The 24932-nt window shown below is 34.4% G+C and carries 17 protein-coding genes and 2 other annotated features; of the genes, 13 read left to right on the top strand and 4 right to left on the bottom strand.

The window, feature by feature from the left end; genetic code table 11:
- The first annotated feature begins 10 nt into the window (after window positions 1-10).
- The 7 genes from J6D32_RS07370 to tyrS all read left to right on the top strand — a co-directional run bounded on the left by J6D32_RS07370 (window position 11) and on the right by tyrS (window position 9888).
- Window positions 11-700 (top strand): tRNA (adenine(22)-N(1))-methyltransferase, encoded by a 690-nt coding sequence (locus J6D32_RS07370; RefSeq protein ID WP_006785342.1) that lies wholly within the window; start codon window positions 11-13, stop codon window positions 698-700.
- Window positions 688-1797, top strand: a complete 1110-nt coding sequence (locus J6D32_RS07375; protein ID WP_006785343.1) for a Nif3-like dinuclear metal center hexameric protein — start codon at window positions 688-690, stop codon at window positions 1795-1797. Before J6D32_RS07370 ends, J6D32_RS07375 begins: the two co-directional genes overlap by 13 nt.
- 68 nt (window positions 1798-1865) lie before the next feature.
- Window positions 1866-2071: a binding site (T-box leader), on the top strand.
- Window positions 2072-2117: 46 nt separating this feature from the next.
- Window positions 2118-3146 carry a phenylalanine--tRNA ligase subunit alpha gene (gene pheS / locus J6D32_RS07380; RefSeq protein WP_006785344.1) on the top strand — a complete coding sequence of 343 codons (1029 nt, stop codon included), beginning with the start codon at window positions 2118-2120 and terminating at the stop codon, window positions 3144-3146.
- Between the two features lie 31 nt (window positions 3147-3177).
- Window positions 3178-5595, top strand: a complete 2418-nt coding sequence (gene pheT, locus J6D32_RS07385) for a phenylalanine--tRNA ligase subunit beta (RefSeq protein ID WP_006785345.1) — start codon at window positions 3178-3180, stop codon at window positions 5593-5595.
- A 130-nt stretch (window positions 5596-5725) separates the two neighbouring features.
- Window positions 5726-6784 (top strand): bifunctional 3-deoxy-7-phosphoheptulonate synthase/chorismate mutase, encoded by a 1059-nt coding sequence (locus tag J6D32_RS07390; protein ID WP_009607146.1) that lies wholly within the window; start codon window positions 5726-5728, stop codon window positions 6782-6784.
- 218 nt (window positions 6785-7002) lie between these two features.
- Window positions 7003-7992: a substrate-binding domain-containing protein gene (locus J6D32_RS07395; RefSeq protein ID WP_006785347.1), complete on the top strand. Its 990-nt coding sequence runs from the start codon at window positions 7003-7005 to the stop codon at window positions 7990-7992.
- 49 nt (window positions 7993-8041) lie between these two features.
- Window positions 8042-8254, top strand: a binding site (T-box leader).
- A 365-nt stretch (window positions 8255-8619) separates the two neighbouring features.
- Window positions 8620-9888, top strand: coding sequence for a tyrosine--tRNA ligase (gene tyrS, locus J6D32_RS07400; RefSeq protein WP_006785348.1), 1269 nt, complete (start codon window positions 8620-8622; stop codon window positions 9886-9888).
- A gap of 58 nt (window positions 9889-9946) precedes the next feature.
- Here the strand turns inward: tyrS and J6D32_RS07405 are convergent, their stop codons facing one another.
- Window positions 9947-10855: an AraC family transcriptional regulator gene (locus J6D32_RS07405; protein ID WP_132942669.1), complete on the bottom strand. Its 909-nt coding sequence runs from the start codon at window positions 10853-10855 to the stop codon at window positions 9947-9949.
- Between the two features lie 176 nt (window positions 10856-11031).
- On the opposite strand from J6D32_RS07405, the gene J6D32_RS07410 reads away from it, so the two are divergent.
- Entirely contained in the window at window positions 11032-13464 is a 2433-nt protein-coding gene (locus tag J6D32_RS07410) for a glycoside hydrolase family 38 N-terminal domain-containing protein (RefSeq protein ID WP_006785350.1), read from the top strand.
- Window positions 13465-13811: 347 nt separating this feature from the next.
- Here J6D32_RS07410 and J6D32_RS07415 read toward each other — a convergent pair whose 3' ends face one another.
- Window positions 13812-14843, bottom strand: a complete 1032-nt coding sequence (locus J6D32_RS07415) for a YeiH family protein (RefSeq protein WP_006785351.1) — start codon at window positions 14841-14843, stop codon at window positions 13812-13814.
- A gap of 116 nt (window positions 14844-14959) precedes the next feature.
- Between J6D32_RS07415 and J6D32_RS07420 the strand changes: the two genes are divergently transcribed.
- Window positions 14960-15850, top strand: a complete 891-nt coding sequence (locus J6D32_RS07420; protein ID WP_006785352.1) for a LysR substrate-binding domain-containing protein — start codon at window positions 14960-14962, stop codon at window positions 15848-15850.
- 49 nt (window positions 15851-15899) lie between these two features.
- Here the strand turns inward: J6D32_RS07420 and rpsD are convergent, their stop codons facing one another.
- Both rpsD and msrC read right to left on the bottom strand, forming a co-directional pair.
- Window positions 15900-16499, bottom strand: coding sequence for a 30S ribosomal protein S4 (gene rpsD, locus J6D32_RS07425; protein ID WP_009607141.1), 600 nt, complete (start codon window positions 16497-16499; stop codon window positions 15900-15902).
- 293 nt (window positions 16500-16792) lie between these two features.
- Entirely contained in the window at window positions 16793-17275 is a 483-nt protein-coding gene (gene msrC, locus J6D32_RS07430; protein ID WP_009607152.1) for a free L-methionine (R)-S-oxide reductase MsrC, read from the bottom strand.
- 150 nt (window positions 17276-17425) lie between these two features.
- Between msrC and J6D32_RS07435 the strand changes: the two genes are divergently transcribed.
- The 4 genes from J6D32_RS07435 (at window position 17426) to adhE (ending at window position 24780) form a co-directional block, all read left to right on the top strand.
- Entirely contained in the window at window positions 17426-19153 is a 1728-nt protein-coding gene (locus J6D32_RS07435; RefSeq protein ID WP_006785356.1) for a septation ring formation regulator EzrA, read from the top strand.
- Between the two features lie 397 nt (window positions 19154-19550).
- Window positions 19551-20696 (top strand): cysteine desulfurase family protein, encoded by a 1146-nt coding sequence (locus J6D32_RS07440; protein WP_009607150.1) that lies wholly within the window; start codon window positions 19551-19553, stop codon window positions 20694-20696.
- The gene (thiI, locus tag J6D32_RS07445; protein ID WP_006785358.1) at window positions 20693-21922 is read left to right on the top strand and encodes a tRNA uracil 4-sulfurtransferase ThiI; all 1230 of its coding nucleotides are present in this window, start codon (window positions 20693-20695) and stop codon (window positions 21920-21922) included. Before J6D32_RS07440 ends, thiI begins: the two co-directional genes overlap by 4 nt.
- 260 nt (window positions 21923-22182) lie before the next feature.
- Window positions 22183-24780, top strand: a complete 2598-nt coding sequence (gene adhE / locus J6D32_RS07450) for a bifunctional acetaldehyde-CoA/alcohol dehydrogenase (protein ID WP_287467489.1) — start codon at window positions 22183-22185, stop codon at window positions 24778-24780.
- Window positions 24781-24932: the final 152 nt, after the last annotated feature.

Here is a 24932-nt window from a genome sequence, read left to right on the forward strand (position 1 = left end):
AATATAAAATATGAGTTATGAACTTTCAACACGATTACAAACATGTTTAGATGCGTTAAAACCTTTGCAAAAAATTGCAGATATTGGAACGGATCATGCTTATTTACCTTGTGTTGGAATGCTTGACAATCAGTTGACTTATGCAATTGCTGCAGATATTGGAGTTGGCCCATTAGAGTCAGCTAAAGCAACTATCAAACGATATGGATTAGAAGCTAAAATAGAAACTCGTCTAGGTGGCGGGTTATCCATTTTAGCTCCTAGTGAAGTAGAAGGGGTTGTCGTTGCAGGAATGGGAGGAAAACTGATTGTTTCTATTTTAGACGCAGACATTCCACTCACAACATCATTTAAGCGATTAGTTTTACAACCTAACATCGATGCAAATTTAGTTCGAGCTTGGTTATCTAACCATTCGTTTACAATCATTGATGAAAAAATCGTCTTAGATGAAGGGAAGTTTTATGAAGTCATTGTAGCGGAACCTACTGATGAAGAGACTTCATATAACGAACTAGATCTTGAATTTGGACCTATTTTACGTCAGACACCAAATGATGAGGTGTTTAAAGCAAGATGGATGAAAGAATTTAATAAAAATCAAGAAATTATGGATCAGTTAGCCGTTAATCATCCACGCTTGGCTGATTTAGAAGCTCGCCAGGCATTATTATCGGAGGTTTTAAAATGTCAATCGTAATTTCAGATGTGATTAAACAATTAGAAACTTTATATCCAAAACATTTAGCGGCGTTTGATAAAGACCCAAATGGATTACATATTGGAAATGTTAATCGTCCGTTAACAAAAGTTTTAGTCACACTTGATGTGACGAAATCTGTCGTTGAAGAAGCGATTGAAAAAGGAGCGAACTTAATTGTTGCTCATCATCCATTCATTTTTCGTCCTTTAGCGAACATTAATACCAATACGCCAAAAGGAAAAATTGTTGAACTTTGTATTAAACATGATATTTGTGTTTATGCGATGCATACTAATTTTGATATTGCGAAAAATGGGATGAATGATTGTTTAGCTCAAACCATCGGTTTAGAAAATATTCAACCGTTAATTCCAACCAAACGTGAAGAATATTCTAAATTAGTCATCTATACACCAGCTACTCACAGTGATTCGATTCGTCAAGTGATGTCAGAAGCGGGTGTTGGGCAAATCGGAAATTATTCTCATTGTACCTTTGCGAGTACGGGAATTGGTTCATTTAAACCGCTTGATGGAAGTCAACCGTTTTTAGGAAATGTAAATGAAGTAGAATTGGTTGAAGAAGTAAAATTAGAAGGGGTTATTCCGACCGCTTTAGTTGGAAGCGCCATTGCAAAAATTAAATCGGTCCATCCATATGAGGAAATGGCGTATGATGTCTATGCCTTAAATGTGACGATGCCTGATGCTCAGTATGGACTTGGACGTATGGGACAAGTTCCGACCCCTTTAAAAGCTGTTGATTATATTAAACACGTCAAAAAGTCATTAAAGATTGAAAATGCACGTTTTGTCGGTTCACTAGATAAAACCATTAAAACAGTCGCTATCATTGGTGGTAGTGGGGCAAGTTATATCGGACCTGTCAAAGCGAAAAAAGTAGATTTATTTATTACAGGTGATGTTGGATTCCACGATGCTCAAGATGCACAGGATATGGGCTTAAATGTCTTAGATGTTGGTCACCATGCAGAGTATGTAATGAAAGAGCACGTTGCTGCTATTTTAAATGAGTTGTTTGGAGAGATTGCAACTGCATCCGTGATTAGTACGGAACCCTTCCAATTTGTTTAAAATGAATAAATCACATAAAATATTGTCTTTTTTAGGTTCAATGTATATAATAGAACTAAGAAAAAAATAAAAAAACGTTGAATGAGGCATAGTAGTGAGGACTAGCTATTCAGGGAGAGAATATCGTAGACTGAAAGTATTCTTATAGAGATAGCTCATGAATTCACCTTATGAGTGGTGCTAATCACACCCGGGAACTCCCCGTTATCTGTTTTGAGTGGACAAGTCAATGATTTGTCAATAAAGGTGGTACCGCGTGTGAAACGTCCTTTTTTAAGGACGTTTTTTTATTTTTTAAAAATAAGTTTGGAGGAATCGTCATGCTAAATCGATTAAAAGAGTTACAAATCGAAGCAATTAATGAAGTATCAAATACGACAGATTTAAAAGAGTTAAATGATCTTCGTGTTAAATATCTTGGTAAAAAAGGTCCAATCCAAGAAGTAATGAAAAATATGAAAGATATGCAACCTGAAGAACGTAAAAGTGCAGGAGCTGTTTCAAATGAAGTAAAAAATGCAATCTCAGCAGCGATTGAAACAAAAAAAGAAGAGTTAGAGGCTTTAGCGATTCAACAAAAATTAGCAAATGAAACGATCGACGTGACATTACCAGGTCGTACAGTAAACATTGGAGTAACGCACCCATTACAGGCGGTGACAAATGAATTAGAATCATTATTTATTTCAATGGGATATACGGTAGAAGAAGGACCAGAAGTTGAATGGGATCATTATAACTTCGAACTTTTAAACTTACCTAAAGGTCATCCAGCTCGTGATATGCAAGATTCATTCTATATTACAGAAGAATCATTATTACGTACGCATACATCACCTGTTCAAGCACGCGTTTTAGAAGCAGCGAAAGGAAAAGGTCCAATTAAAATTATCTGTCCAGGTAAAGTATACCGTCGTGATGATGATGATGCGACTCACTCACATCAATTTACACAAATTGAAGGATTAGTAGTTGATACTGATGTAACAATGGCTGATTTAAAAGGAACATTACTTGAACTTGCACGTCAAATGTTTGGTCAAGATCGCGAAATCCGTTTACGCCCATCATTCTTCCCATTCACTGAACCATCAGTTGAAGTGGACGTAACATGCTCAAAATGTGGTGGATGTGGATGTAACATTTGTAAAGGTACAGGATGGATTGAAATTTTAGGAGCAGGTATGGTTCATCCAAACGTATTAGAAATGTCTGGATTTGACTCAAAAGTATATCAAGGATTTGCCTTTGGTATTGGAGCAGAACGTATTGCAATGCTTAAATACGGAATTGAAGATATCCGTAACTTCTATACAAATGATTTAAGATTTATCAATCAATTTAAATAAGACATTTTTAATAGGAATTGGAGGCTATAACATGTTAGTTTCAGTAAATTGGTTAAATCAATATGTCAATATTAGCGATATTGATCCAAAAGAATTAGCAGAGCGTATTACACGCACAGGAATCGAAGTAGAATCAGTAAATATCTTATCAGATGCAACAAATATTGTTATTGGTCATGTTTTAGAACGTGTTCAACATCCAAATGCCGATAAATTATCGGTTTGCCAAGTAGATGTTGGAGGAGAAGAAGGGGTTCTTCAAATCGTTTGTGGAGCGAAAAACGTAGCTGCGGGACAAAAAATTATTGTCGCTAAACCAGGAGCTGTTTTACCAGGAAACTTTAAAATTAAACGTTCTAAATTACGCGGTGAAGAATCAAACGGAATGTGCTGTTCATTAAAAGAATTAGGAATTGAGCAAAAATTAGTTCCAACAGCTTATGCTGAAGGAATCTTCGTTTGTGCGGATGATGCACCGGTTGGAATGGATGCATTAGAATATTTAAAATTCAATGATACGGTCATTGAATTAGGATTAACACCTAACCGTATGGATTGTTTATCTATGTATGGAGTGGCTTACGAAGTTGGAGCTATTTTATCACGTGAGGTTAAATTTGAAGAGGTTTCTGTTAACGAAGTAGCAGAAGCAGCTAAAGATTTAATCAAAGTAACATCTAACACAGAAAAATCACCAGCTTATTTAACACGCGTGGTGAAAAATGTTGAAATTAAGGAATCTCCACAATGGTTACAAGCGATGTTAATCGCAGCAGGGATGCGTCCGAAAAATAACGTAGTCGATGTCACAAACTTCGTCATGTTAGAAATGGGACAACCATTACATGCATTTGATTATGAGACGATTACGTCAAAAGAAATCGTTGTACGTGAAGCTGTTAATGGTGAAACAATTAAAACGTTAGACGGTCAAGACCGTGAATTGGTTGAAGGAGATATCATCATTACAGACGGAAAAACGCCAATTGCGATTGCCGGCGTAATGGGGGGAGAAAATACAGAGGTTACCGATGAAACAAAAACTGTTTTATTAGAATCTGCAATGTTTGATCGTCTTCAAGTTCGTAAAACAGCAACTCGCTTAGGATTACGTTCTGAAGCGTCAGCTCGTTTTGAAAAGGGAATTGATCCTCAACGTGTCGAGTTAGCGTTAAATCGTGCAGCTTCATTATTAGCTGAGCTTGCAAATGGTGAAGTTTGCCAAGGAATCGTGGCAGATGATCGATTTGAATTAACAGCGGTTGACATTGAGATTACAGCCGAAAAAATTAACTCAGTTTTAGGAACAAACATGTCAACGGATGAAGTGGCATCAATTTGGTCTCGTTTACAATTTACTTATGATTTAAATGGTGAAGTCTTCACAGTTCATGTGCCATCTCGACGCTTAGATATTACAATTGTTGAAGATTTAATTGAAGAAGCGGGGCGTATTTATGGATACGATAAAATCCCAACAACCCTCCCTTCAACAGATATTAAAGGTGGATATTCACCAATTCAATTAGTACGTAATCGTGCTCATGAAACGTTAAAAGCATGTGGGCTAACACAAGTGATTACGTATTCATTAACAAGTGAGGAAAAAGCGACTCAATTCTTATCATTACCAGCAGATGTAAAAGAAACCGTTAAGTTATCAATGCCAATGAGTGAAGAGCGTGCTTACTTACGTCAATCAACAATTCCAGGATTATTAGAAGTCGTTCGTTACAACAATGCTCGTACAATGGCTAATGTTGCAATTTATGAAATTGGTAAAGTATACGGACAAACTGAAGGGGATTACGTAGAAGAAACGAAAATTTCAGGTGCGGTAACGGGACAATTAATCCAAAATAAATGGCAAGGAAAAGTTGAAAATGTTGACTTCTTTGTAGCTAAAGGATATGTTGAGACATTATTAACTGAAATGGGTCATTTAAATGTTACTTATCGTCCAGTTGATGCAACGGAATATAAAGACTTCCATCCAGGACGTAGTGCGGTTGTGTTAGTAAATGATGTAACAGTTGGAGTAGTCGGTCAAGTTCACCCTGCCTTACAACAAGAATTAGATTTAAATGAAACATATGTTTTTGAATTATCATTAGATGCTTTATACGGATTAGAAACATCAAAACCTGGATATGAAATCATCGCTAAACATCCAGGGATGACTCGTGATATTGCCTTAGTGGTAAATCGTGAAGTGTTAGCTGACGACCTAGTTCAAACGATTAAAAAGGCTGCTAATAAATTATTACAAACAGTTGAAGTGTTCGATATTTATGAAGGTAAGGGAGTAGAAGAAGGTAAGAAATCTGTTGCGATTTCACTTTACTACTTAGATCGTGAAAAAACATTAACAGACGAAGATTTACAACCAACACATCAAAAAGTATTAGATGCTTTAACAGCAGAACATGATGCTGTGTTACGCGGATAATTATCAAAACCTAAAAAGGAACAAGTTTCGACTTGTTTCTTTTTATTTTGATGAGAATATTAGTGAAAAGTTTTCAAAAAACAGAAAAGTTGGTTATAATAGAAATAGTAATGACAGATGAGGTGAAAACATGACAAATCAAAATCTAAAACAGCTTAGAGATCGTATAGATGAAATTAATTTACAAATGCTTGAGTTATTAAACGAACGTACTGCTATTGTAGAATTAGTAGGACGCGAAAAAGATAAACAAGGATTAAAAAAATATGATCCCATTCGTGAACATCAAATTTTAGAAAGTTTAAAAGCTAAAAATAATGGACCGATGACGGATGAAATGATGGTTCATATTTTTAAAGAAATCTTTAAGTTGAGTGTGAAGTTACAAGAAGATAATAGTCAAAAAGGATTATTAGTATCTCGAAAAAATAAAGCTCATGATACGGTGATTGATGTTCAAGGTGACTTGGTCGGAGGTGATGTTCAAACTCTGATTTTTGGTCCATGTAGCGTTGAATCAAAAGAACAAATGGAGCTCGTGGCTAAGAATTTAGCAGACAAAGGTTTAAAATACATCCGTGGAGGTGCATTTAAGCCACGTACATCGCCATATGATTTCCAAGGTTTAGGAGTCGAAGGGTTGAAAATTATGTCGGAAACAGCAAAAAAATATGGGTTACGCGTGGTTAGTGAAATCATGGATGCAAAAGATTTAGAAGAAGCTTTACCCTATTTAGATGTGGTTCAAATTGGAGCACGTAATATGCAAAACTTCTCGTTATTAAAGGCAGTTGGGCAAATCGATAAACCTGTGCTATTAAAACGAGGCTTAAGTGCAACGATTGAAGAGTTCATTAATGCTGCTGAATATATTACAATGCATGGAAATCCAAATGTTATGTTATGTGAACGTGGAATTCGTACTTACGAAAAAGCAACTCGTAATACATTAGATATTTCTGCAGTTCCAATTTTAAAACAAGAAACACATTTACCAGTATTTGTTGATATTACTCATTCAACAGGGCGTAAGGATATTTTATTACCGATTGCCAAAGCGGCACTTGCGGTAGGAGCAGATGGAATCATGGCAGAGGTTCATCCGAATCCATGCGTTGCTTTATCGGATGCTGCGCAACAAATGAGTTTGGAAGAATTTGATGATTTTTATAAAAATCTTTCAAAATAGAATATGAAAACCCATTCCTGCCTATAATAGAATAAGTTTTCAAAAAGCAAACGGTTTATTTATGAAAATTTTCATTATATTATTGCGAAATAGTTTTATTTTCGCTAAAATTGTCTATGTATCGAAATATAAAGGGCATGTTAACGCTTGCAAACGAAAAGTGTGTAAGGTAAAATGATAAATAGGTACAGGAAAAATTTACATTTAGGAGTGATGTTATGTCAAAAGTAACGATTTACGATGTGGCACGTGTTGCGGATGTTTCACTAGCAACAGTATCTCGCGTTTTAAATAACCCAGAAAAAGTAAAGCCAAAAACTCGTGAACGTGTTTTAGCTGCAATCAATGAATTAGGATACCGTCCAAATGCGATTGCACGTGGACTTGCAAGTCGTCGTTCAACAAACGTTGGATTAATTGTTCCAACATGTTCTCGTGCATCAGTATCAGAAATGATTGATGGAGTGGCTGATATCGCAGATAAATATCGTTATTCAGTGTTCTTAAATGTAACACATAATGAATTAGATATTGCAGCAAATGTTTGGCAGAACATGATTGCTTCTCAAGTAGACGGTGTTTTAATGATGGCCGATCGTTTAAGTGATGAGGAAATTACACGTTTAGCAAATGATACAGTGCCAACGGTTTTATTATCAGTTAAAGATTTAGATGAGCGTATCCCAGCCGTTTTAATTAATTATGAATTAGCGGCTTATGAAGCAACTAAAAAATTAATTGAGAATGGAAATAAAGATATTGCCTTTATTACGTCAAGTTCATATTATGCAATGAATGATTTAAAAGAACAAGGATATCGTCGTGCCTTAGCTGAAGCGGGACTTGAACCACGTATCTTAGGTTTATACAATAAATTTGAAAACTCATTAGAGTCATTCAAAGAATTCTTTGCCAATAACCAAGCACCTGATGCAGCCTTAGCTGTTCGTGACTCTGTTGCTGTTATGTTTATGAATGCAGCCATTGAACATGGAATTAGTGTGCCAGATGAGTTAGAAATTATCGGATTCCAAAATACAAAATATGCAATTATGTCACGTCCTCAATTAAGTACAATCAATATCCCAACATACGATATTGGGGCAGTTGCGATGCGTTTATTAACGAAGTTAATGAAAGAGGAAGAAGTAACAGAAACACAAATCACGTTACCTCACTCATTTGTATGGCGTAATACAACAAAATAAGGTTGACAATGCTCGACTGCTTTTGTTATAATCCAGTCAAAAGATAAATAATAATGCAATGAAAAGATCACAGTAGAAATCATTGAAATGCAGTATCAGAGACTTAGTGGACGGTGAGAACTAAGGCAATAATGAAATCGAATTACAATCTTGGAGCATGTTCAAATGAACCGGAAACAATCCGTTATCAAATCAAGTGGTTAAATCAAAACCTTTTTGATCTAACAAGTTGGGTGGTACCGCGACTATAATCGTCCCTTCATTCTACAATACGTAGAGTGGAGGGATTTTTAGTTGGACTAGTAATCTTCGATTACTTAGTCCAACTTATCCTGAGTGTTTGGAATATCTTGCGAAGATTAGATATTCCCACGAAGGGCTGTTAGTTGTCCTCAGCTAGTCGCGTTAGCGACTTAGCTGAACTATACACCGCCTCGGGCGTGTGTTATCCGTATATTCTAGGCGAGGTGTAGCTGAGCCCTACTACTAGGAATGAATCATTTTTAGGATAAGAGCTTAGTGCAACTTGTCCTGAGGGTTTTCGATCCATTTATTTGATTGCTTGAAGCATTGTAAGGCTGCTGATTAAGTTATATCTTTCAAAATATTGTTGAAGAGGTGAATGAAATGAAAAATGAATTCTTAAAAGACCTACAATGGCGTGGGTTAATTAATGATTGTACGGATTTTGATGCTTTAGATGAGTTAGTTGAGAAAGGGAATATCACGTTATACTGTGGTTTTGACCCAACAGCAGATAGTTTACATATTGGACATTTATTAATGATTTTAATTTTAAAACGATTCCAATTAGCAGGGCATAAACCATTAGCTCTTGTAGGAGGAGCAACAGGATTAATCGGGGATCCATCAGGTCGTTCGGTTGAACGTCCAGATAGTAATTTAGAAACAGTTGAAAAATGGTCTAACAGTATTAAAGGACAATTATCTCAATTCTTAGATTTCAATGAGACTGAAGCAAATGGTGCTGAAATCGTAAATAATTATGATTGGACTTCAAATGTTAATATGCTTGATTTCTTACGTGATGTTGGGAAATACTTTAATGTTAACTATATTTTAGCGAAAGACCTTGTATGTTCACGTTTAGATAAAGGGATGACATTCACTGAATTCTCTTATACGATTTTACAAGGAATGGATTTCAAACATTTATATGAAACCAAAAAATGTGTGTTACAAATTGGTGGATCGGATCAATGGGGGAATATTACCTCTGGACTTGAGTTAATTCGTAAACAATTAGGACATGAAGAAAAAGCAGTTGGATTAACAATGCCATTAGTAACAAAAGCGGATGGAACAAAGTTCGGAAAAACAGCAGGTGGAGCTGTTTGGTTAGATCGTAAGAAAACATCTCCATATGAGTTATACCAATTCTTAATCAACACAGCTGACGAAGATGTTGTCAAATTCTTAAAATACTTCACATTCTTAACAAAAGAAGAAATTGAAGCAGTAGAAGCAGAATTTAAAGAAGCACCACATTTACGTCATGGACAAAAAGTATTAGCACGTGAAGTGGTAACTTTAGTTCATGGTGTTGAAGCTTACGAACAAGCCTTAAAAATTACAGAAGCCTTATTCAGTGGAAACCTTGCAGGATTAACTGCTGAAGAAATCGAAGTTGGATTCAAAGATGTTCCATCAGTTGAATTAGCTGAAGATCTTAACTTAGTGGATGCCTTAGTGTTTGCTAAAGCGGCTAGCTCAAAACGTGAATCACGTGAATTCATCAATAATAATTCAATCTTAATTAACGGAGAAAAAGTTAATAATTTAGAATTTATTGTATCAAAAGAAAATGCAATTGGTGGTAAGTTTACAGTCATCCGCCGTGGTAAGAAGAAATATTTCTTAATTAAACACGTTTAGTCAAAAAAAAGAAATCGTGAGAAAAGTTTAATTTTTTCACGATTTCTTTTTTTATGAATTAACTTACCTTTGATTGTTGAAAGGCTTTAGGAGAAATTCCGCATTGTTTTTTGAAGAGACGACTAAATTGACCCACATCTTGAATTCCAACAAGTAAGGCAACCTCGCCTACTTTATAGTTCATTCGTAAATAGAGCTTGGCGAGATTAATCTTACGAGTATTAATATATTCTTTTGGCGTTTTGTGGACATATTTATTGAAGAGATAATGTAAATTTCGATGGGACATATAAGAAGCATTAGCTAAATCTTGAATGGTAATGGGTTTATTTAAATTACTTTCGATAAACATGAGCAATTGATTAAATTCACTTGGATAGCGATTCGCATCGAGAGGATGGCTATTTTGACTGGAACATAATAAAGATAAACCCTCGAAGGCCATTGTTTTCATCATATTGTAAATGCCATAATTATTTAGCGTATTAGGCCCGATGTGGTTCATTAAAAAATCGATATAAGAAAACATGTGATCACAATGATGAACAACTATTTCATGCTGCTGAGTAAAAGAATGAAGAATTTTTTCTTCAATAGAGGGAAAATGAGTAGGTGAAATAGCATGAATGTAATCAAGGGTAATCACAAAAAAGATTAAATAAAGCTCAGATGAATAAGTTCCATTAATGGAAGCTTTGAGCCTAATCTCATGTTCAATAAGAGGGTTACAGATAAAAATATCGCCTTTATTTAAATTATAAAGTTTGTCACCATGAAGATATTCTCCTGTTCCTTCAATCACAAAACAAAGTTCGTAGTAATCGTGACGGTGTACCTTATTAGTTGGAGAGATCTGATCAAATTTACATAGACTATCTGGTTTAATGGTTATCACAAAGCGACCGAATTTTTCCTGAATTAAAATATCTGATACTAAATTAAAGATATAAAATTTATCAATTCCCATAATAGCTCCTTGCACAATAGGTCAAATTTTTATTCGTTCTGGATTATTTGATATTTACCATAGTTTATTATAATAAGATTATATTCGAGATAGCGCTTAATGAAAAGAGAGAGTGTTAGAGGGATTTATAATATTAAAAAAATGTATCTATCAAAGAGGCTAAGGAGCGAACTGATATGTCAAAAATAAAATTAACGAAAAAATGGGAAGTTTTATTAATTCATCATACACACACTGATATTGGATATACGCAAAGTCAAGAAGTGATTGAGTTTTATCATGTGAACTTTATTAAACAAGTCATTGAGATTTTAGAGGGATTAAGAGTTCAGGGAAAAGAGAAAGATTTTAAATGGGTATGTGAGGCCTTTTGGGGTGTTGAAACTTTTTTAAGAAGAGTTGATGAATCATGGAGAAAGCGTTTTGAAACATGTGTGAAAAATGGTGGAATTGAACTGACGGGAAGCTATTTAAATATGACAGAATTAATTGATGACCAGGTATTAAAGAATCAAATCAAAAAATCTGTTGATTATGGAAAGAGCATTGAAAAAGAGGTTAGATGTGCCATGACAGCCGATATTAACGGTTATTCTTGGGGATTTGTTGATGCACTAGCTGAGAATGGAATTGAAAATTTATTATCCTGTGTTCATACTCATCATGGAATGTATCCTTTATTTAGGAAGTTAATGCCTTTTTATTGGGAGTCCGAAAAGGGGAATAAAGTGTTAGTCTGGAATGGGGAGCATTATCACTTTGGGAATGAGTTTGGGATTGTAAAAACAGCAACAGGATCATATGTTCATAAGGATGAACTTCGAGATTCTTTTACGCAAGATAAATTAAAAGAATATGGGCATAAACGTATGTATCGATACCTTAAATCATTAGAGGATCAAGCTTATGAATATAACTTTGTTCCGATTACCGTTCATGGACTCCCAACGGATAATAGTTCAGCTAATCTTGAGGTATTGGAATTTGTACAGTGGTGGAATGAGAATTTTTCGCATGAAGTTATAATTAAGATGTCGACGCTTGAGGAATTATTTGATCGTGTCAGGGCGAGTGAGGTTGAAATCCAAACGTATAGAGGGGATTGGCCAGATTGGTGGGCGTTTGGTGTAGGAAGTACACCAAACGCGGTAAAAGTCTATAAAGAAGCACAACGTTTATTACAAATGACAAAGATGATAGATGAAAATCTGTGTGACAACAAGTTAGTTAATGAATGTGAAGAAATGTTAATGTTGTATGCGGAACATACATGGGGACATTCTGCTTCGATTACAAATCCTTGGAATTCACTGGTTAACCTAATGGATTACAAAAAATCATCGTATGCTGCACGTGCGCATGAATTAGCGATTAGAAATTATTTAAATGTTCTGGAGGCAAGAGGGATGACGAGTTTAAAACCAAATCGAGAGCCAAAGTTTAAAGTGATAAATCCTCATTCGCGAACAGTCACCGAGTGTGTAAAATTATTTTTAGATTACTGGGAAACTTCAAATTTGATTAATGTCGTCGTTGATGATTTAGGAAATGAATATGCCACTCAAATTGAACGTCAGCCAAGAGGAGAGGCAATCCATTTTATTGCCACATTAGAAGCGAATGAAGAACGAACCTTTTGGGTGGAAAGACGAGAGCATCCAGTGCATTATATCAAAATTAAGAATGAATCAGCCTGTGTCCAAGGGTATGATGATATATTTTTATACGAGGATAAAAGAGCTGTTATTAAGTATGATCAGACCTATGAGAATGGGCATGTAAGAATTTCGTGGAACAAACAACATGGAATTATAAGTTGGTATGATAAAGTAAATCAGGTGGAATTGCTAGATCCCTCATCTGAAACAGGTGCATTTATGCCTATTTATGAATGTTCAAAAGCTTACTCTCAAACGACATCGGATCAATATAGCGTGCGTTCAAGACTCGGGCGGAATATGCGTGGAGCAAATCATGAGGTATATTATGCACACATTAAACAGATTACGATCAATGAAATAGGAGAGATTTATGGAAAGATTCAACTGGATTTAGAATTAGAGGGAACAACACTCGCAAAGGTCGAGCTTAAAATTTATCATGATATTTGTAAAGTTGAGGTTCAAGTTATTCTAAACAAGATGAGTGTTTGGGATCCTGAAAGTCTCTACGTTGCGCTACCTTTTGCTTATAATCAGCAAAAAATGGACTTATTTGCAGAGAAAACAGGATGTACTGTTCAATTGAAGAAAGATCAATTATTGGGAACAAATTGTGATTATTACTTGGTTCAAGAAGGGGTTGGATTAAAAAAAGGCAGTTATGGAATGAGCATCGCCATGCCGGACACCCCATTAATTTATACGTCCCCCTTAAGATATGAAAATGCAAAAAAATTATATCATCCTAAGTATACGAAGGCGACTGACTATGAACTTTACTCATGGCCGATGAATAATCTTTGGGAAACAAATTTCAAAGTATCATTAGCTGGATTTATTGAATTGAACTATGCGGTGAGCTGGTCAAATCAGATTGAAAGTAAGCAAGATTTAACAAGAAGAAATCATGAAATGAATATGGGATTCCTCAATTATCGAATCGACTAAAATATATAAGTAGCGTTAAGTTTTTCATAGCGTAAAAATCTTTAACGAATCACCCTAACAGTGGAGGATTTCTCTCTTTGAGAGGTTAGGTTCTCCCTATAAAGGGTCGTCATACCGACTCAAATCCATCTATCGTGAAAGATTCATTAGAAAGAATCCGTTTGATTAAACGGATTTTTTTATGTGATGATTTCGTTTAGTGTCAGAAGAAAAAAATAAATACAGCCACCATTGCCGTTAAGACTAGTATCAATTGAGAAAGAAAAGGACAATAAAAACTTTTTTATCTGTCAGTAGGTTCATAATAAGATAACAAAAAAAGACACCATGAGGTGCCTTAAAAAATTTTATAGTAAAATCCCGATTAAAACAACGGCGATCATAATTTGGGCAATTCCGATTAATAAACAGTAAATCCCGCTTTTGACGCCTGCTTTCATTAAATCTTTGAATTTAACACTCATTCCGATTCCGGCCAATGCAAAGATTTCTAAATAGTTACTAATTTGTTTAAATCCATGTGATATATTTTCATTAATGATTCCAACACTGAATAAGAAACACATGATAAAGAATCCAATGACATACCATGGAATTTTAATTTTTGCTTTTGGTTGTTGATGATGTAATTCTGCTTCATGGTTTTCTTCATCTTTTTTCAGTTTAGCAAATGATAAAATAACAAATACTAAGAAAATAATTCGGACAATTTTAAAGATGGTCGCGTATTGTAACACATCATGGTTAACCATTGAACCACTTCCAACAACTTGGCCAACTGATTGCAAGGTTCCTCCGATTAAAGCTGATGATTTAATGGTTTCATTTCCATAAAGAATAGAGGTTAAAAAGGGTAAAATCATCATTAAGATGGTTCCAGTTAAGTTAACTAATGTAATCGTAATAGATTTATCCACGTCGTTTGCCTTTATAACAGGTGCGGTCGCTCCAATAGCTGAAGATCCGCAGACAGCGTTACCTGCTGCCATTAATAAGCGGAAATCTTCTGAGAATCCAAGTTTTTTTCCAACAAGGATACAAAAAATAATGGTTAAAATCATTTGTAGTACGATGAAACTAACACCTGAAACACCTAATTGTAAAATAACCTTATAGCTTAAAGTTCCGCCTAATAAAACAATAGAGTAAGAAAGTAAGTTAGATTCTGAAAAACGAACCCCTTTATAGAAGCTTTTATGTGTTAAAACTGTATTCCCAAGTAATAGGCCGAGTAAAATCGCAATCGTCGCACCTCCGAGTGCTGGAACAAAGGTTCCAACGTATTTGGAAATTAACCCGATTATAATGCAGACAATAAGACCAGGTAATAGCTCTTTAACGTTTACAAACTTTTGTTGCATAAAGTTTCGAGTTTTCATTTAAAACGCTCCTTCATCTAAGTTCTACGTTATTAGTATATAACAGGTCTTATTATAAGTAAAATTAATTGTTATAATGCTAACAATAAGTAAAAATAATAATAGAGGTGTCAAATATGATTGATGAATTAAGATCATTTATTCAGGTAGTCGAAAATCAGAACTTTACAAAGGCGGCAAAGAAGTTAAACCTATCACAACCGGCAGTTAGTTTGCATATTTTAGGACTTGAAAAACAACTTGATACCAAACTTATTTTGCGATCTAATAAAGAAAAAAACTTTTTATTAACATCAGATGGGGAAATTTTATTTAAACGTGCAAAAGAAATTGTTCATCAGTATGATGATATGATTAATGAAATTAAATCACACGCAATGGAAGTTAAAGGAACCCTAAAAATTGGAGCTAGTTTGACGATTGGAGAGTATCTGCTACCTTCTATTCTTGGAGAGTTATCTAAGTTATATCCTGCCCTCAGTTTTGAAGTTACCATTGAAAATAGTCAGTCTATTTTAAATAAAGTGAATCAATTAGAGCTTGAGATTGGGTTAGTTGAAACTGAGATAGAAAGTGATCAATTGAATCGAGTCCCATTTTATCGGGATGTGCTACAAGTAGCCTACACGAGTAGTTTAGTTCCTCCAAACAATCCAGAACACTATCATCAGTTTTTTAATGAGCAAGTATGGTTATTACGAGAGTCAGGATCAGGGACGAGAGAGAGAACTGATTTCTTTTTAGAGAATTATGGAATTACACCGTATCGTCGAATTATTCTGGGGAGTAACTATATTATTAAAGAAACGCTCAGACAGCAACCCTCAGTTACCTTTACTTCAACGTTAATGAAGAAACAAAAGTTTGAGGGAATTGAGTATTTAGAAGATGAGGGATATCAATTATCACGATTATTTTATTACGTGACAAAAGATGGCGTTGTTTTGAGTAAACGCGTTCAAATTTTTATGGCTTTATTACAGGAATTATATGAGCCAGTAAAATAAAAAAAAGACTTCGGAAAATCCGAAGTCTTTTTTAATGAGCCATTAAAGATTAACGGCTGTAGAACTCTACGATTAAGTTTTCGTGGATGTCAGCGAATACTTCTGAACGTTCTGGTAAACGTACATAAGTTCCTGTCATTGTAGCTTCATCGAAAGTTACGAAGTCTGGACGGTGGATAGTAGCCTCTAAAGACGCTTTAACTACAGCTAAGTTAGCTGATTTTTCACGTAAAGAGATTGTTTGTCCTGGTTTTACTGAGTAAGAAGGAATATCAACGCGTTTTCCATCTACAGTAATGTGTCCGTGGTTTACTAATTGACGAGCTTGACGACGAGTCGCAGCTAATCCTAAACGATAAACTAAGTTATCTAAACGAGATTCTAACATGTATAAGAAGTTCTCACCATGTTTACCTGCTAATTTACCAGCTTTATCGTATGTACGACGGAATTGACGCTCAGTCATTCCATAAGCATGACGTAATTTTTGTTTCTCTTGTAATTGTAATCCGTATTCAGAGATTTTTTTACGAGATTGTCCGTGTTGCCCAGGTGCATAAGGGCGTTTTTGTAATTCTTTTCCGTTTTCTAAGATAGAGTATCCTAAACGACGAGAAATTTTCCAGCTTGGTCCAGTATAACGAGCCATGCTAATACCTCCTTTAATTTGTAAGAAATTTGATTTTGCATATCAAAAAAGGAGAAAATTTATCTTTACCTATAAGATAGATTAAAATCTCATATCCTCGCCTTTGCAGCCAAAAGGTTATACGATATGCCATCAGCCAAGCCAAGCTTTACTGAGGTTTAATCTAAACGTTATAGTCTGATAAACAGCTGCCTTTAATATACGCACTCAAGTATAATATCAACTTTCATTTGTATTGTCAACAAAAAATCCCTATCTCATACATTTACCATTTAATCTCTACAAAAAAAGGTTTAAATAAGTGATTCAACCAAAATTTGAACGAATTTTTCTAAGTAATGTTGATCGGTTTTTGAAAATCGATTCAAAAGCGGACTATCAATATCAAGGACCCCCATTAATTCGTTATCTTTAATAATCGGAACGACAATTTCAGAGTTGGTTGCACTATCACAAGCAATATGGCCAACAAATTCATGAACATTTTGAACTAATGCAGTTTGCTTTGTTGTTGCAACATAACCACAAACTCCCTTATCAAATGGAATACGAATGCAGGCTGGTAGTCCTTGAAAGGGTCCTAGTACGAGTTGGTTGTTTTTTACGAGATAGAATCCGACCCAGTTAATTTCCTCTAAAAATACATTTAGTAAGGCAGATGCATTAGAGAGGTTTGCAATTAAATCCGATTCTCCTGCAATTAAAGCTTTTAATTGTGCTAAAACGAGTTCGTAATTTTCTTCTAAAGTTCCAGTGTAAGCTTCTTTTTGAAACATCTTAAATTCCCCCTGAGATTTAATCTATAAGTTGGAGAAAATTATAACAAAAAATATAAGAAAAACATAGAAAGAATAGGATTTTTTGATTAAATTATGATATTATTGTAAGATAAAAAATAATTATTAATAATCGTGATGGAGGATACTATGGGAGATTTTAAGTTAATACTCTTGATTGTAATGGTCATTGTTCTCGTGACTGTATTATTATATTCAATCATTATTGTCTCAAAGAAGAAACAGTATTATACGAAAATCGATGAGCTTGATTATTTCAAACATGAGATATCTAATAAGACGGTACCGTTTGAGTTAGCAAAGTTACGCAGTACAAAAAAGAGTGAACGCATTGTAAAAATGGTGCAACAATGGGAACAACGTTGGGGGAAATTAGAAGCACAATTTATTACTGTCACGGAACAAATTATTTATGCGGAAGAGTTGGTGTCACAACGTAGCTTTTCCGAGGTTGATGAATTATTAGAGGAGACGCATCAACAATTAGAGGGGCTCAATCAAGAGGTTGAGGGTTTATTAAATGAAATTAAAGAGTTAAAAAAATCAGAAGAACGTAGTCGTTCAAACGTCTTAGGGTTAAAAGAACACTTTGAACAGTTAAAGATTCAATATGAGGGGGAAATTGATCAATTTACTGAATTTAAAGAAGAAATTAAACAGTTATTTAAAGACATTGAAAGTTTATTTTTTAAATTTAATGAATGTATGGAAGATTGTAATTATGATGTAGCAGATGAAACCATTGCGACGATTAAAATAGAGATGGAAAAAGTAACGATTATTTTTGATCGTGTACCGATTTATTTAACGAGTATTAAAACTGAGATTCGACCTTTATTAAAAGATGTTTTAAAAAGCTATGAAAACTTAACACAGTCAGGTGTCTATTTAAAACATTTAGAAATTGAAGAAACAATATCGATTTATAAAGAACAGTTATCACAAATGACGGATTTAATTAAACAGTTTGAATTTGAGCAAATCGAAACACGCTTGATGGAAATGAGTCAAGATGCGAAACAAATGATTACATTCATGAAAAAGGAATTAGAGATTCAAGATTCTTTAACGGCTGGATTAAAAGAAGTTAAAGAGTCCATTTCAAAAATGAATAAACAGGCCGATCATTTAAGTCAACGTTATGATAATATCAAATCAAATTATACATTACCTGAAGAAGATGAAGATAACTTTAATTTCATTTTAAATGAGGTTAAAATTATCACGAATAAATATGAATTTTTAGAAAAAAATGCGCAACAAAAACAAACGGCCAATTCAATTCTTTGTCGTGAGTTAGATGAGATTTTAAATCAAATGGATGAGATTGAACAACAGTTAAACATATTTGAACATGAAATTGAAAACTTATATGCGGGGGAAAAAGAGGCTCGTCAACGTGCGCTTAAGTTATTAAAAGCCTTTAATGATTTAAAAGGATACTATCAACAAGTGAAGTTACCAGTTAAGAATGACGAGATAAAACAAATGATGGGCTCAGCGAATCAAATGATGATGTCATTATTTGAGACGATTGGGCAAATGCCAATTAATATTACGGCGATTGAGGAGCAATTAAAAACCGCTGAGGATATGATTCAAATGCTCAGTTTTAAAGTTGAAAAAGAGGTTCAGCAATTAAAATTAGCAGAGCGTTTAATGGTTTATGGACATCGTTATATTGGCCGTGAAGGCATGTACGTGGTCGATTTAACGATTGCAGAAGATCAATTCAGACAAGGAAATTATGAAACAGTGATTCATAACATGAAAGATTTAATTAAAACATTAGAAGGTTCAGCGTTTGATTTTACATTTGATCAGTTTAAACAAGAATTAGATTGTTATTTATTATAGAAAGTAAATGGGGAGACTATCTATACAAGGAGGATAACTTTGATAGATAGTCTTTTTTATTTGAAACGATTGAAGTAGTGAAATGGAAATAATTCAGTCTAAGTGGGAGATAATAACGATAAAGAGAGATTTTTTCCGTAAGACAACATATGTTAGTAGTGGAGGAAATTAATTTTTTTCTCGCAAAGCTCCTTATTTCCTCATATTTTATAATGTAAACAAATCATAGAATGACCATTTTATTTATCATAGACGTTTACGAAAATCGTCATTTGTGATTCTATCATAAATGTGGTATAATGTCGAAACGTGAAATACACTAATTTATAGTGAGATTAGTAGTAAGAATGGACGTTTAAAATGGGCGTGAGATGTTTATGTCGGAAGGAGAATGACCATGATTTATTTAGATAATAGCGCGACCACTTCAGTTGATCCAGAAGTGTTGACAGCTTTTACAAAAGTTAATCAGAACTTCTGGGGAAACCCAAGCTCACTTCATGCCTTTGGAGCTCGTGCTGAACAACTATTAATTCAAGCAGAAAAACAAACCTTATCTTTATTGAATGCTAAGCAACATAAAGTGATTTTTACATCTGGTGCAACAGAAAGTAATAATTTAGCCATTCGTGGTGTCTGTCATGCCTATAAAAATCGTGGTTGTCATATCATTACAACCCCAGTGGAGCATGCCTCAGTTTATGAAACAGCCGAAGACCTGGAACAAGAAGGTTTTCGCGTAACTTTCATTGATGTAAAAAAATCTAAAACAGAAATTTTAAAACAAATTGAAGAAGCAATTTGTGAAGATACGATTTTAATTTCTTGTATGCATGTTAACAATGAAATGGGAATGATTTTCCCAATTTATGAAATTGGACAATTAATTAAAAAATATCCAAAAATAAAATTTCATGTTGATGCTGTTCAAAGTGTAGGGAAAATTCCTGTTGATATGGATAAAATGAATATTGATTTATTATCATTATCTGCTCATAAGTTTCATGGCTTAAAAGGGTGTGGAGCTCTCGTAATGAATCAATATTTAAAACTTGTTCCTGAAATTACAGGTGGTCATCAAATGTATGGCCTTCGTTCAGGAACGATTAATGTAGCAGGGGCAGTAGCTTTAGCCAAAGCTTTGCGATTAGCGATTGAACCTTTAAATGCAAATTATAATCATGTTAAATCATTATATGACTATACAGTAAAAGAATTAAAAGCGATGGACGGAGTAACGGTAAATGACTGCTATCCTGAATTAACACCATACATTATTAATTTTGCTGTTGAGAATATTAAAGGGGAAACATTAGTTCATGCTTTAGAGGAACATGATGTTTATATCTCTGCTAAATCAGCTTGTTCGTCAAAGTCTGCTCAAGCATCAAGAATTTTACTAGCACTTGGAGTTAGTGAAGAGGTGGCTTTAGATAGCGTACGATTAAGCTTTGCTAATACGTCAACACTTGAAGAAGCGACACAATTCATAAATGCACTAAAACTTGTCGTTGTACAAATGAGGAAGGAAATGATGAAATGATTTATGACCGTATATTAGTTCGCTATGGTGAATTATCAATTAAAGGAAAGAATCGTAAGTATTTTAAAAATGCCTTACACCGTATTATCCGTCGTAAATGTCGTTCGTTAGAAAACATTACGTATGAAATCACACGTGATCGTTTCTATATTATTTTAAATGGAACGGCGCCAGAATTAGTGACAGAGCAATTAGATAAAGTATTTGGATTACAGTCATATAGCTTATGTGCTCGTTGTGAAAATGATATTGATGCTATGAAAGCATTAGCTTTAGAGATTATTAAAGAAATGCCACAAGTTCCTACAACATTTAAAGTCGAAACAAAGCGCGCTCAAAAACAATTTCCAATGACTTCAGGTGAAATTTCACGTGGAGTGGGAGCTCACTTATTAATTAATACTGAACATTTATCGGTAGATGTTCATCATCCAGATGTGACAGTATTTGTTGAGGTTCGTCGTGAAGGAACATTCATCATGGCAGAACATATTAAAGGATTAGGTGGATTCCCTGTTGGAATTAGTGGGAAAGGTCTTTTAATGATTTCTGGTGGAATTGATAGCCCAGTAGCGGGATATTTAATGCAAAAACGTGGAGTTGAAATTGAAGCGATTCACTTTGCATCACCACCGTATACATCAGTTCGATCAAAACAAAAAGTATTAGACTTAATGGAGAAAAATGCACATTATGCGCCAGTAGATGAAATTAACGTACACGTTGTTCCGTTTACTGAATTACAAACAGCTATTTATGAAAACATTCCAAATAGCTATACCATGACAGTTATGCGTCGTATGATGTATCGTATTGCTGAAGGAATCGCTAAAAAACGTGAAATTTTAGTTTTAGCAAATGGAGAAAGCTTAGGACAAGTTGCTTCACAAACTTTAGCAAGTATGTATGCCATCAATGCGGTTACGAATATGCCAATTATTCGTCCAGTTGCGACACTTGATAAAAATGAAATTATTGAGATTGCGAAACACATCGATACTTATGATATTTCAATTCGTCCATATGAGGACTGCTGTACGGTCTTTGTTCCGGAACATCCTGCAACAAACCCTTCATTAGAAAAATGTATTGAGTTTGAACAAAACTTTGATTTCGAATCATTAGTGCAAAAATGTATTGATGAAACAGAAATTATCACAGTACGTGCCGGAGAAATGATTGAGTTAGAAGATAATGCCGTTTGTGCATTAAATGATTTATTCTAAAAAAAAAGCTAAAAGAAGAAATTCTTTTAGCTTTTTTTATTTTCAGTTAATAAAGATCAGACTTTAAATGGTTTTTTAGACTAATTTTTCAATAATATTCCATAAAAACAGTTACAAAAAGCGTTTTTTGACCTAAAAATTACTATTTTGTGAAATAATAAACGCTTTCATTACGTTTTCATTAGACAAATAATTCACAATGTAATATAATTACAACTGTAAGTAAGTGAATGTATTCACAATCTTGAGGAGGAGTCGGAATGACTAATAAAATTACAAATGTAGATGAATTAATGTCAACTCTTGAAACAGTACGCGCAGCACAAAGAGAATTTGCTAAATTTACGCAAGAGCAAGTAGATGAATTATTCTATAAAGCAGCAATGGCAATCAATAATTTACGTATTCCGTTAGCTCAAATGGCAGTTGAAGAAACTGGAATGGGATTAGTTGAAGATAAAGTGATTAAAAACCACTATGCTTCTGAATATATTTACAATAAATATCGTGATGAAAAAACTTGTGGAGTTTTATCTGAAGATTTATCATTCGGTATCCAAAAAGTTGCAGAACCTGTAGGAGTAATTGGGGCGGTTATTCCAACAACAAACCCAACATCAACTGCATGTTTCAAATGTTTAATGGCTATTAAAACTCGTAATGCAATCGTTATCTCTGCGCATCCACGTGCTAAAAACTGTACAAACTATACAGCAAAAGTAATTCGTGAAACAATCGAAGCAGCTGGAGCACCAAAAGGATTAATTGCATGGATTGACGAACCAAGTATCGAGTTAACAAATACAGTTATGAAAGAAGTAGATTTAATTTTAGCAACAGGTGGGCCAGGAATGGTTAAATCAGCTTATTCTTCAGGAACACCAGCAATCGGGGTAGGGGCAGGAAATACACCAGTTATTTTCCACAAAACATGTAATGTTCCAATGGCAGTTAACTCATTATTATTATCAAAAACATTTGATTATGGAGTAATCTGTGCGTCAGAACAATCAATCATCGTTGATGAATCAATTTATGAAAATGTTAAAGCTGAACTTAAAAAACGTGGAGCTTTATTATTAAATAAAAAACAATTAGATGCTGTTCGTGAAACAATCATTGTTAACGGAGCATTAAATGCTAAAATTGTAGGAAAACCTGCATGGAAAATCGCTGAATTAGCAGGATTTGAAGTCCCTAAAGATACTAAAGTATTAGTAGGTGAAGTAACGGATACTTCATTAGAAGAGCCATTCGCTCATGAAAAATTATCAGTTGTATTAGCAATGTACAAATCAACTAACCATGAACAGGCAGTTGAAATGGCCTATACATTAGTAGAACACAGTGGATTAGGACATACATCAGCCATTTATGCAGATGAGTTACGTGCAGAAGCTGACATTCAAGCAATGGCATCTCGTATGCGTACAACAACATTCTTAATCAACCAACCAACTGCACACGGAGGAATTGGAGATTTATTCAACTTCGCTTTAGCACCATCATTAACATTAGGTTGCGGGTCTTGGGGAAATAACTCAGTATCAGAAAACGTTGGACCTAAACACTTAATTAATATTAAAACAATTGCTAAAAGGAGAGAGAATATGCTTTGGTTCAAAGTGCCTGCAAAAGTTTACTATAAATTTGGATGCTTACCAATCGCATTAGAAGATTTAAAATTTGATGGTAAAAAACGTGCATTCATCGTAACAGATAAAGTATTATTCGATTTAGGATATACAAAACATGTAACAGATGAATTAGATAAATACGGAATTCAATATACAATTTGTACAGATGTACATCCAGATCCATTATTATCAGATGCTAAAAAAGGTGCTCAAGCCATGGCTGAATTCAAACCTGATACAATCATTGCATTAGGTGGAGGATCTGCAATGGATGCAGCTAAAATCATGTGGGTATTATATGAACACCCAGAAACAAACTTCCAAGACTTAGCAATGCGTTTCATGGACGTTCGTAAACGTATCTTCCGCTTCCCTCAAATGGGTAAAAAAGCTAGCTTAGTATGTATCGCAACTTCAGCTGGTACAGGTTCTGAGGTAACGCCATTCGCTGTTATCACTGATGATGAAACAGGAGTAAAATACCCATTAGCTGACTACGAATTAACACCAACAATGGCGATTGTTGACCCAGTGTTAATGTTATCAATGCCAAAAGGATTATGTGCTGCTTCAGGTATCGACGTTTTAACTCATGCCTTAGAATCATTAGTAGCAACAGTAGCAACTGAATACACAATTCCATTATCATTAGAATCAGCTAAATTAGTATTCGATTACTTACCAGAATCTTACCATGGTGGGGCAGAAGCTAAAGTAGCGAAAGAGAAAATGGCTAATGCATCATGTATGGCAGGTATGGCATTCTCTAATGCAATGTTAGGATTATGTCACTCAATGGCTCATAAATTAGGATCAGCATTCCATATTCCTCATGGTATTGCAAATGCTTTATTAATCAACGAAGTTATTAAATACAATGCAACAGATGCACCATTCAAACAAGGAACATTCCCTCAATACGAAACTCCTCAAGCCATCGAACGTTATGCAAAAGCTGCTGAGTACTGTGGATTAACAGGACGTACAAATGAAGAGAAAATTCAAGCATTATTAAATAAAATCAATGAATTAAAAGCTGAAATCAATATTCCAATGAGTATCTCTGAATGTGGCGTATCAGAAGCTGATTTCTTAGCAGCAGTAGATAAATTAGCAGTAGATGCATTTGATGATCAATGTACAGGGGCTAACCCACGCTACCCATTAATCGAAGATATCAAACAATTATATTTAAATGCTTTCTACGGTGAAGCAAAATAATTAAAGTATTAATAAAAAAACTCCCTCACGCACACGAGGGAGTTTTTTATGATCTTAAAAATAGTCCTTTACTAAAACAGAAATAAGGACTAAATTAAAATTTTAGAATAGAAAAAGTTTTCTTCGCATAAAAAAATCCCTTAAAAGATAAA

It is taken from the genome of Turicibacter sp. (assembly GCF_017941855.1).
Classification (GTDB): Bacteria; Bacillota_I; Bacilli_A; order MOL361; family Turicibacteraceae; genus Turicibacter; species Turicibacter sanguinis.

Bases quoted from the DNA above. Each gene is read 5' to 3' on its own strand.
- pheT (WP_006785345.1), top strand. From the start codon at position 3,178: ATGTTAGTTTCAGTAAATTGGTTAAATCAATATGTCAATATTAGCGAT.
- J6D32_RS07405 (WP_132942669.1), bottom strand. From the start codon at position 10,855: ATGGGAATTGATAAATTTTATATCTTTAATTTAGTATCAGATATTTTA.
- J6D32_RS07375 (WP_006785343.1), top strand. From the start codon at position 688: ATGTCAATCGTAATTTCAGATGTGATTAAACAATTAGAAACTTTATAT.
- pheS (WP_006785344.1), top strand. From the start codon at position 2,118: ATGCTAAATCGATTAAAAGAGTTACAAATCGAAGCAATTAATGAAGTA.
- J6D32_RS07410 (WP_006785350.1), top strand. From the start codon at position 11,032: ATGTCAAAAATAAAATTAACGAAAAAATGGGAAGTTTTATTAATTCAT.
- J6D32_RS07395 (WP_006785347.1), top strand. From the start codon at position 7,003: ATGTCAAAAGTAACGATTTACGATGTGGCACGTGTTGCGGATGTTTCA.
- J6D32_RS07435 (WP_006785356.1), top strand. From the start codon at position 17,426: ATGGGAGATTTTAAGTTAATACTCTTGATTGTAATGGTCATTGTTCTC.
- J6D32_RS07440 (WP_009607150.1), top strand. From the start codon at position 19,551: ATGATTTATTTAGATAATAGCGCGACCACTTCAGTTGATCCAGAAGTG.
- J6D32_RS07420 (WP_006785352.1), top strand. From the start codon at position 14,960: ATGATTGATGAATTAAGATCATTTATTCAGGTAGTCGAAAATCAGAAC.
- J6D32_RS07415 (WP_006785351.1), bottom strand. From the start codon at position 14,843: ATGAAAACTCGAAACTTTATGCAACAAAAGTTTGTAAACGTTAAAGAG.
- msrC (WP_009607152.1), bottom strand. From the start codon at position 17,275: ATGTTTCAAAAAGAAGCTTACACTGGAACTTTAGAAGAAAATTACGAA.
- rpsD (WP_009607141.1), bottom strand. From the start codon at position 16,499: ATGGCTCGTTATACTGGACCAAGCTGGAAAATTTCTCGTCGTTTAGGA.
- adhE (WP_287467489.1), top strand. From the start codon at position 22,183: ATGACTAATAAAATTACAAATGTAGATGAATTAATGTCAACTCTTGAA.
- J6D32_RS07390 (WP_009607146.1), top strand. From the start codon at position 5,726: ATGACAAATCAAAATCTAAAACAGCTTAGAGATCGTATAGATGAAATT.
- J6D32_RS07370 (WP_006785342.1), top strand. From the start codon at position 11: ATGAGTTATGAACTTTCAACACGATTACAAACATGTTTAGATGCGTTA.
- tyrS (WP_006785348.1), top strand. From the start codon at position 8,620: ATGAAAAATGAATTCTTAAAAGACCTACAATGGCGTGGGTTAATTAAT.
- thiI (WP_006785358.1), top strand. From the start codon at position 20,693: ATGATTTATGACCGTATATTAGTTCGCTATGGTGAATTATCAATTAAA.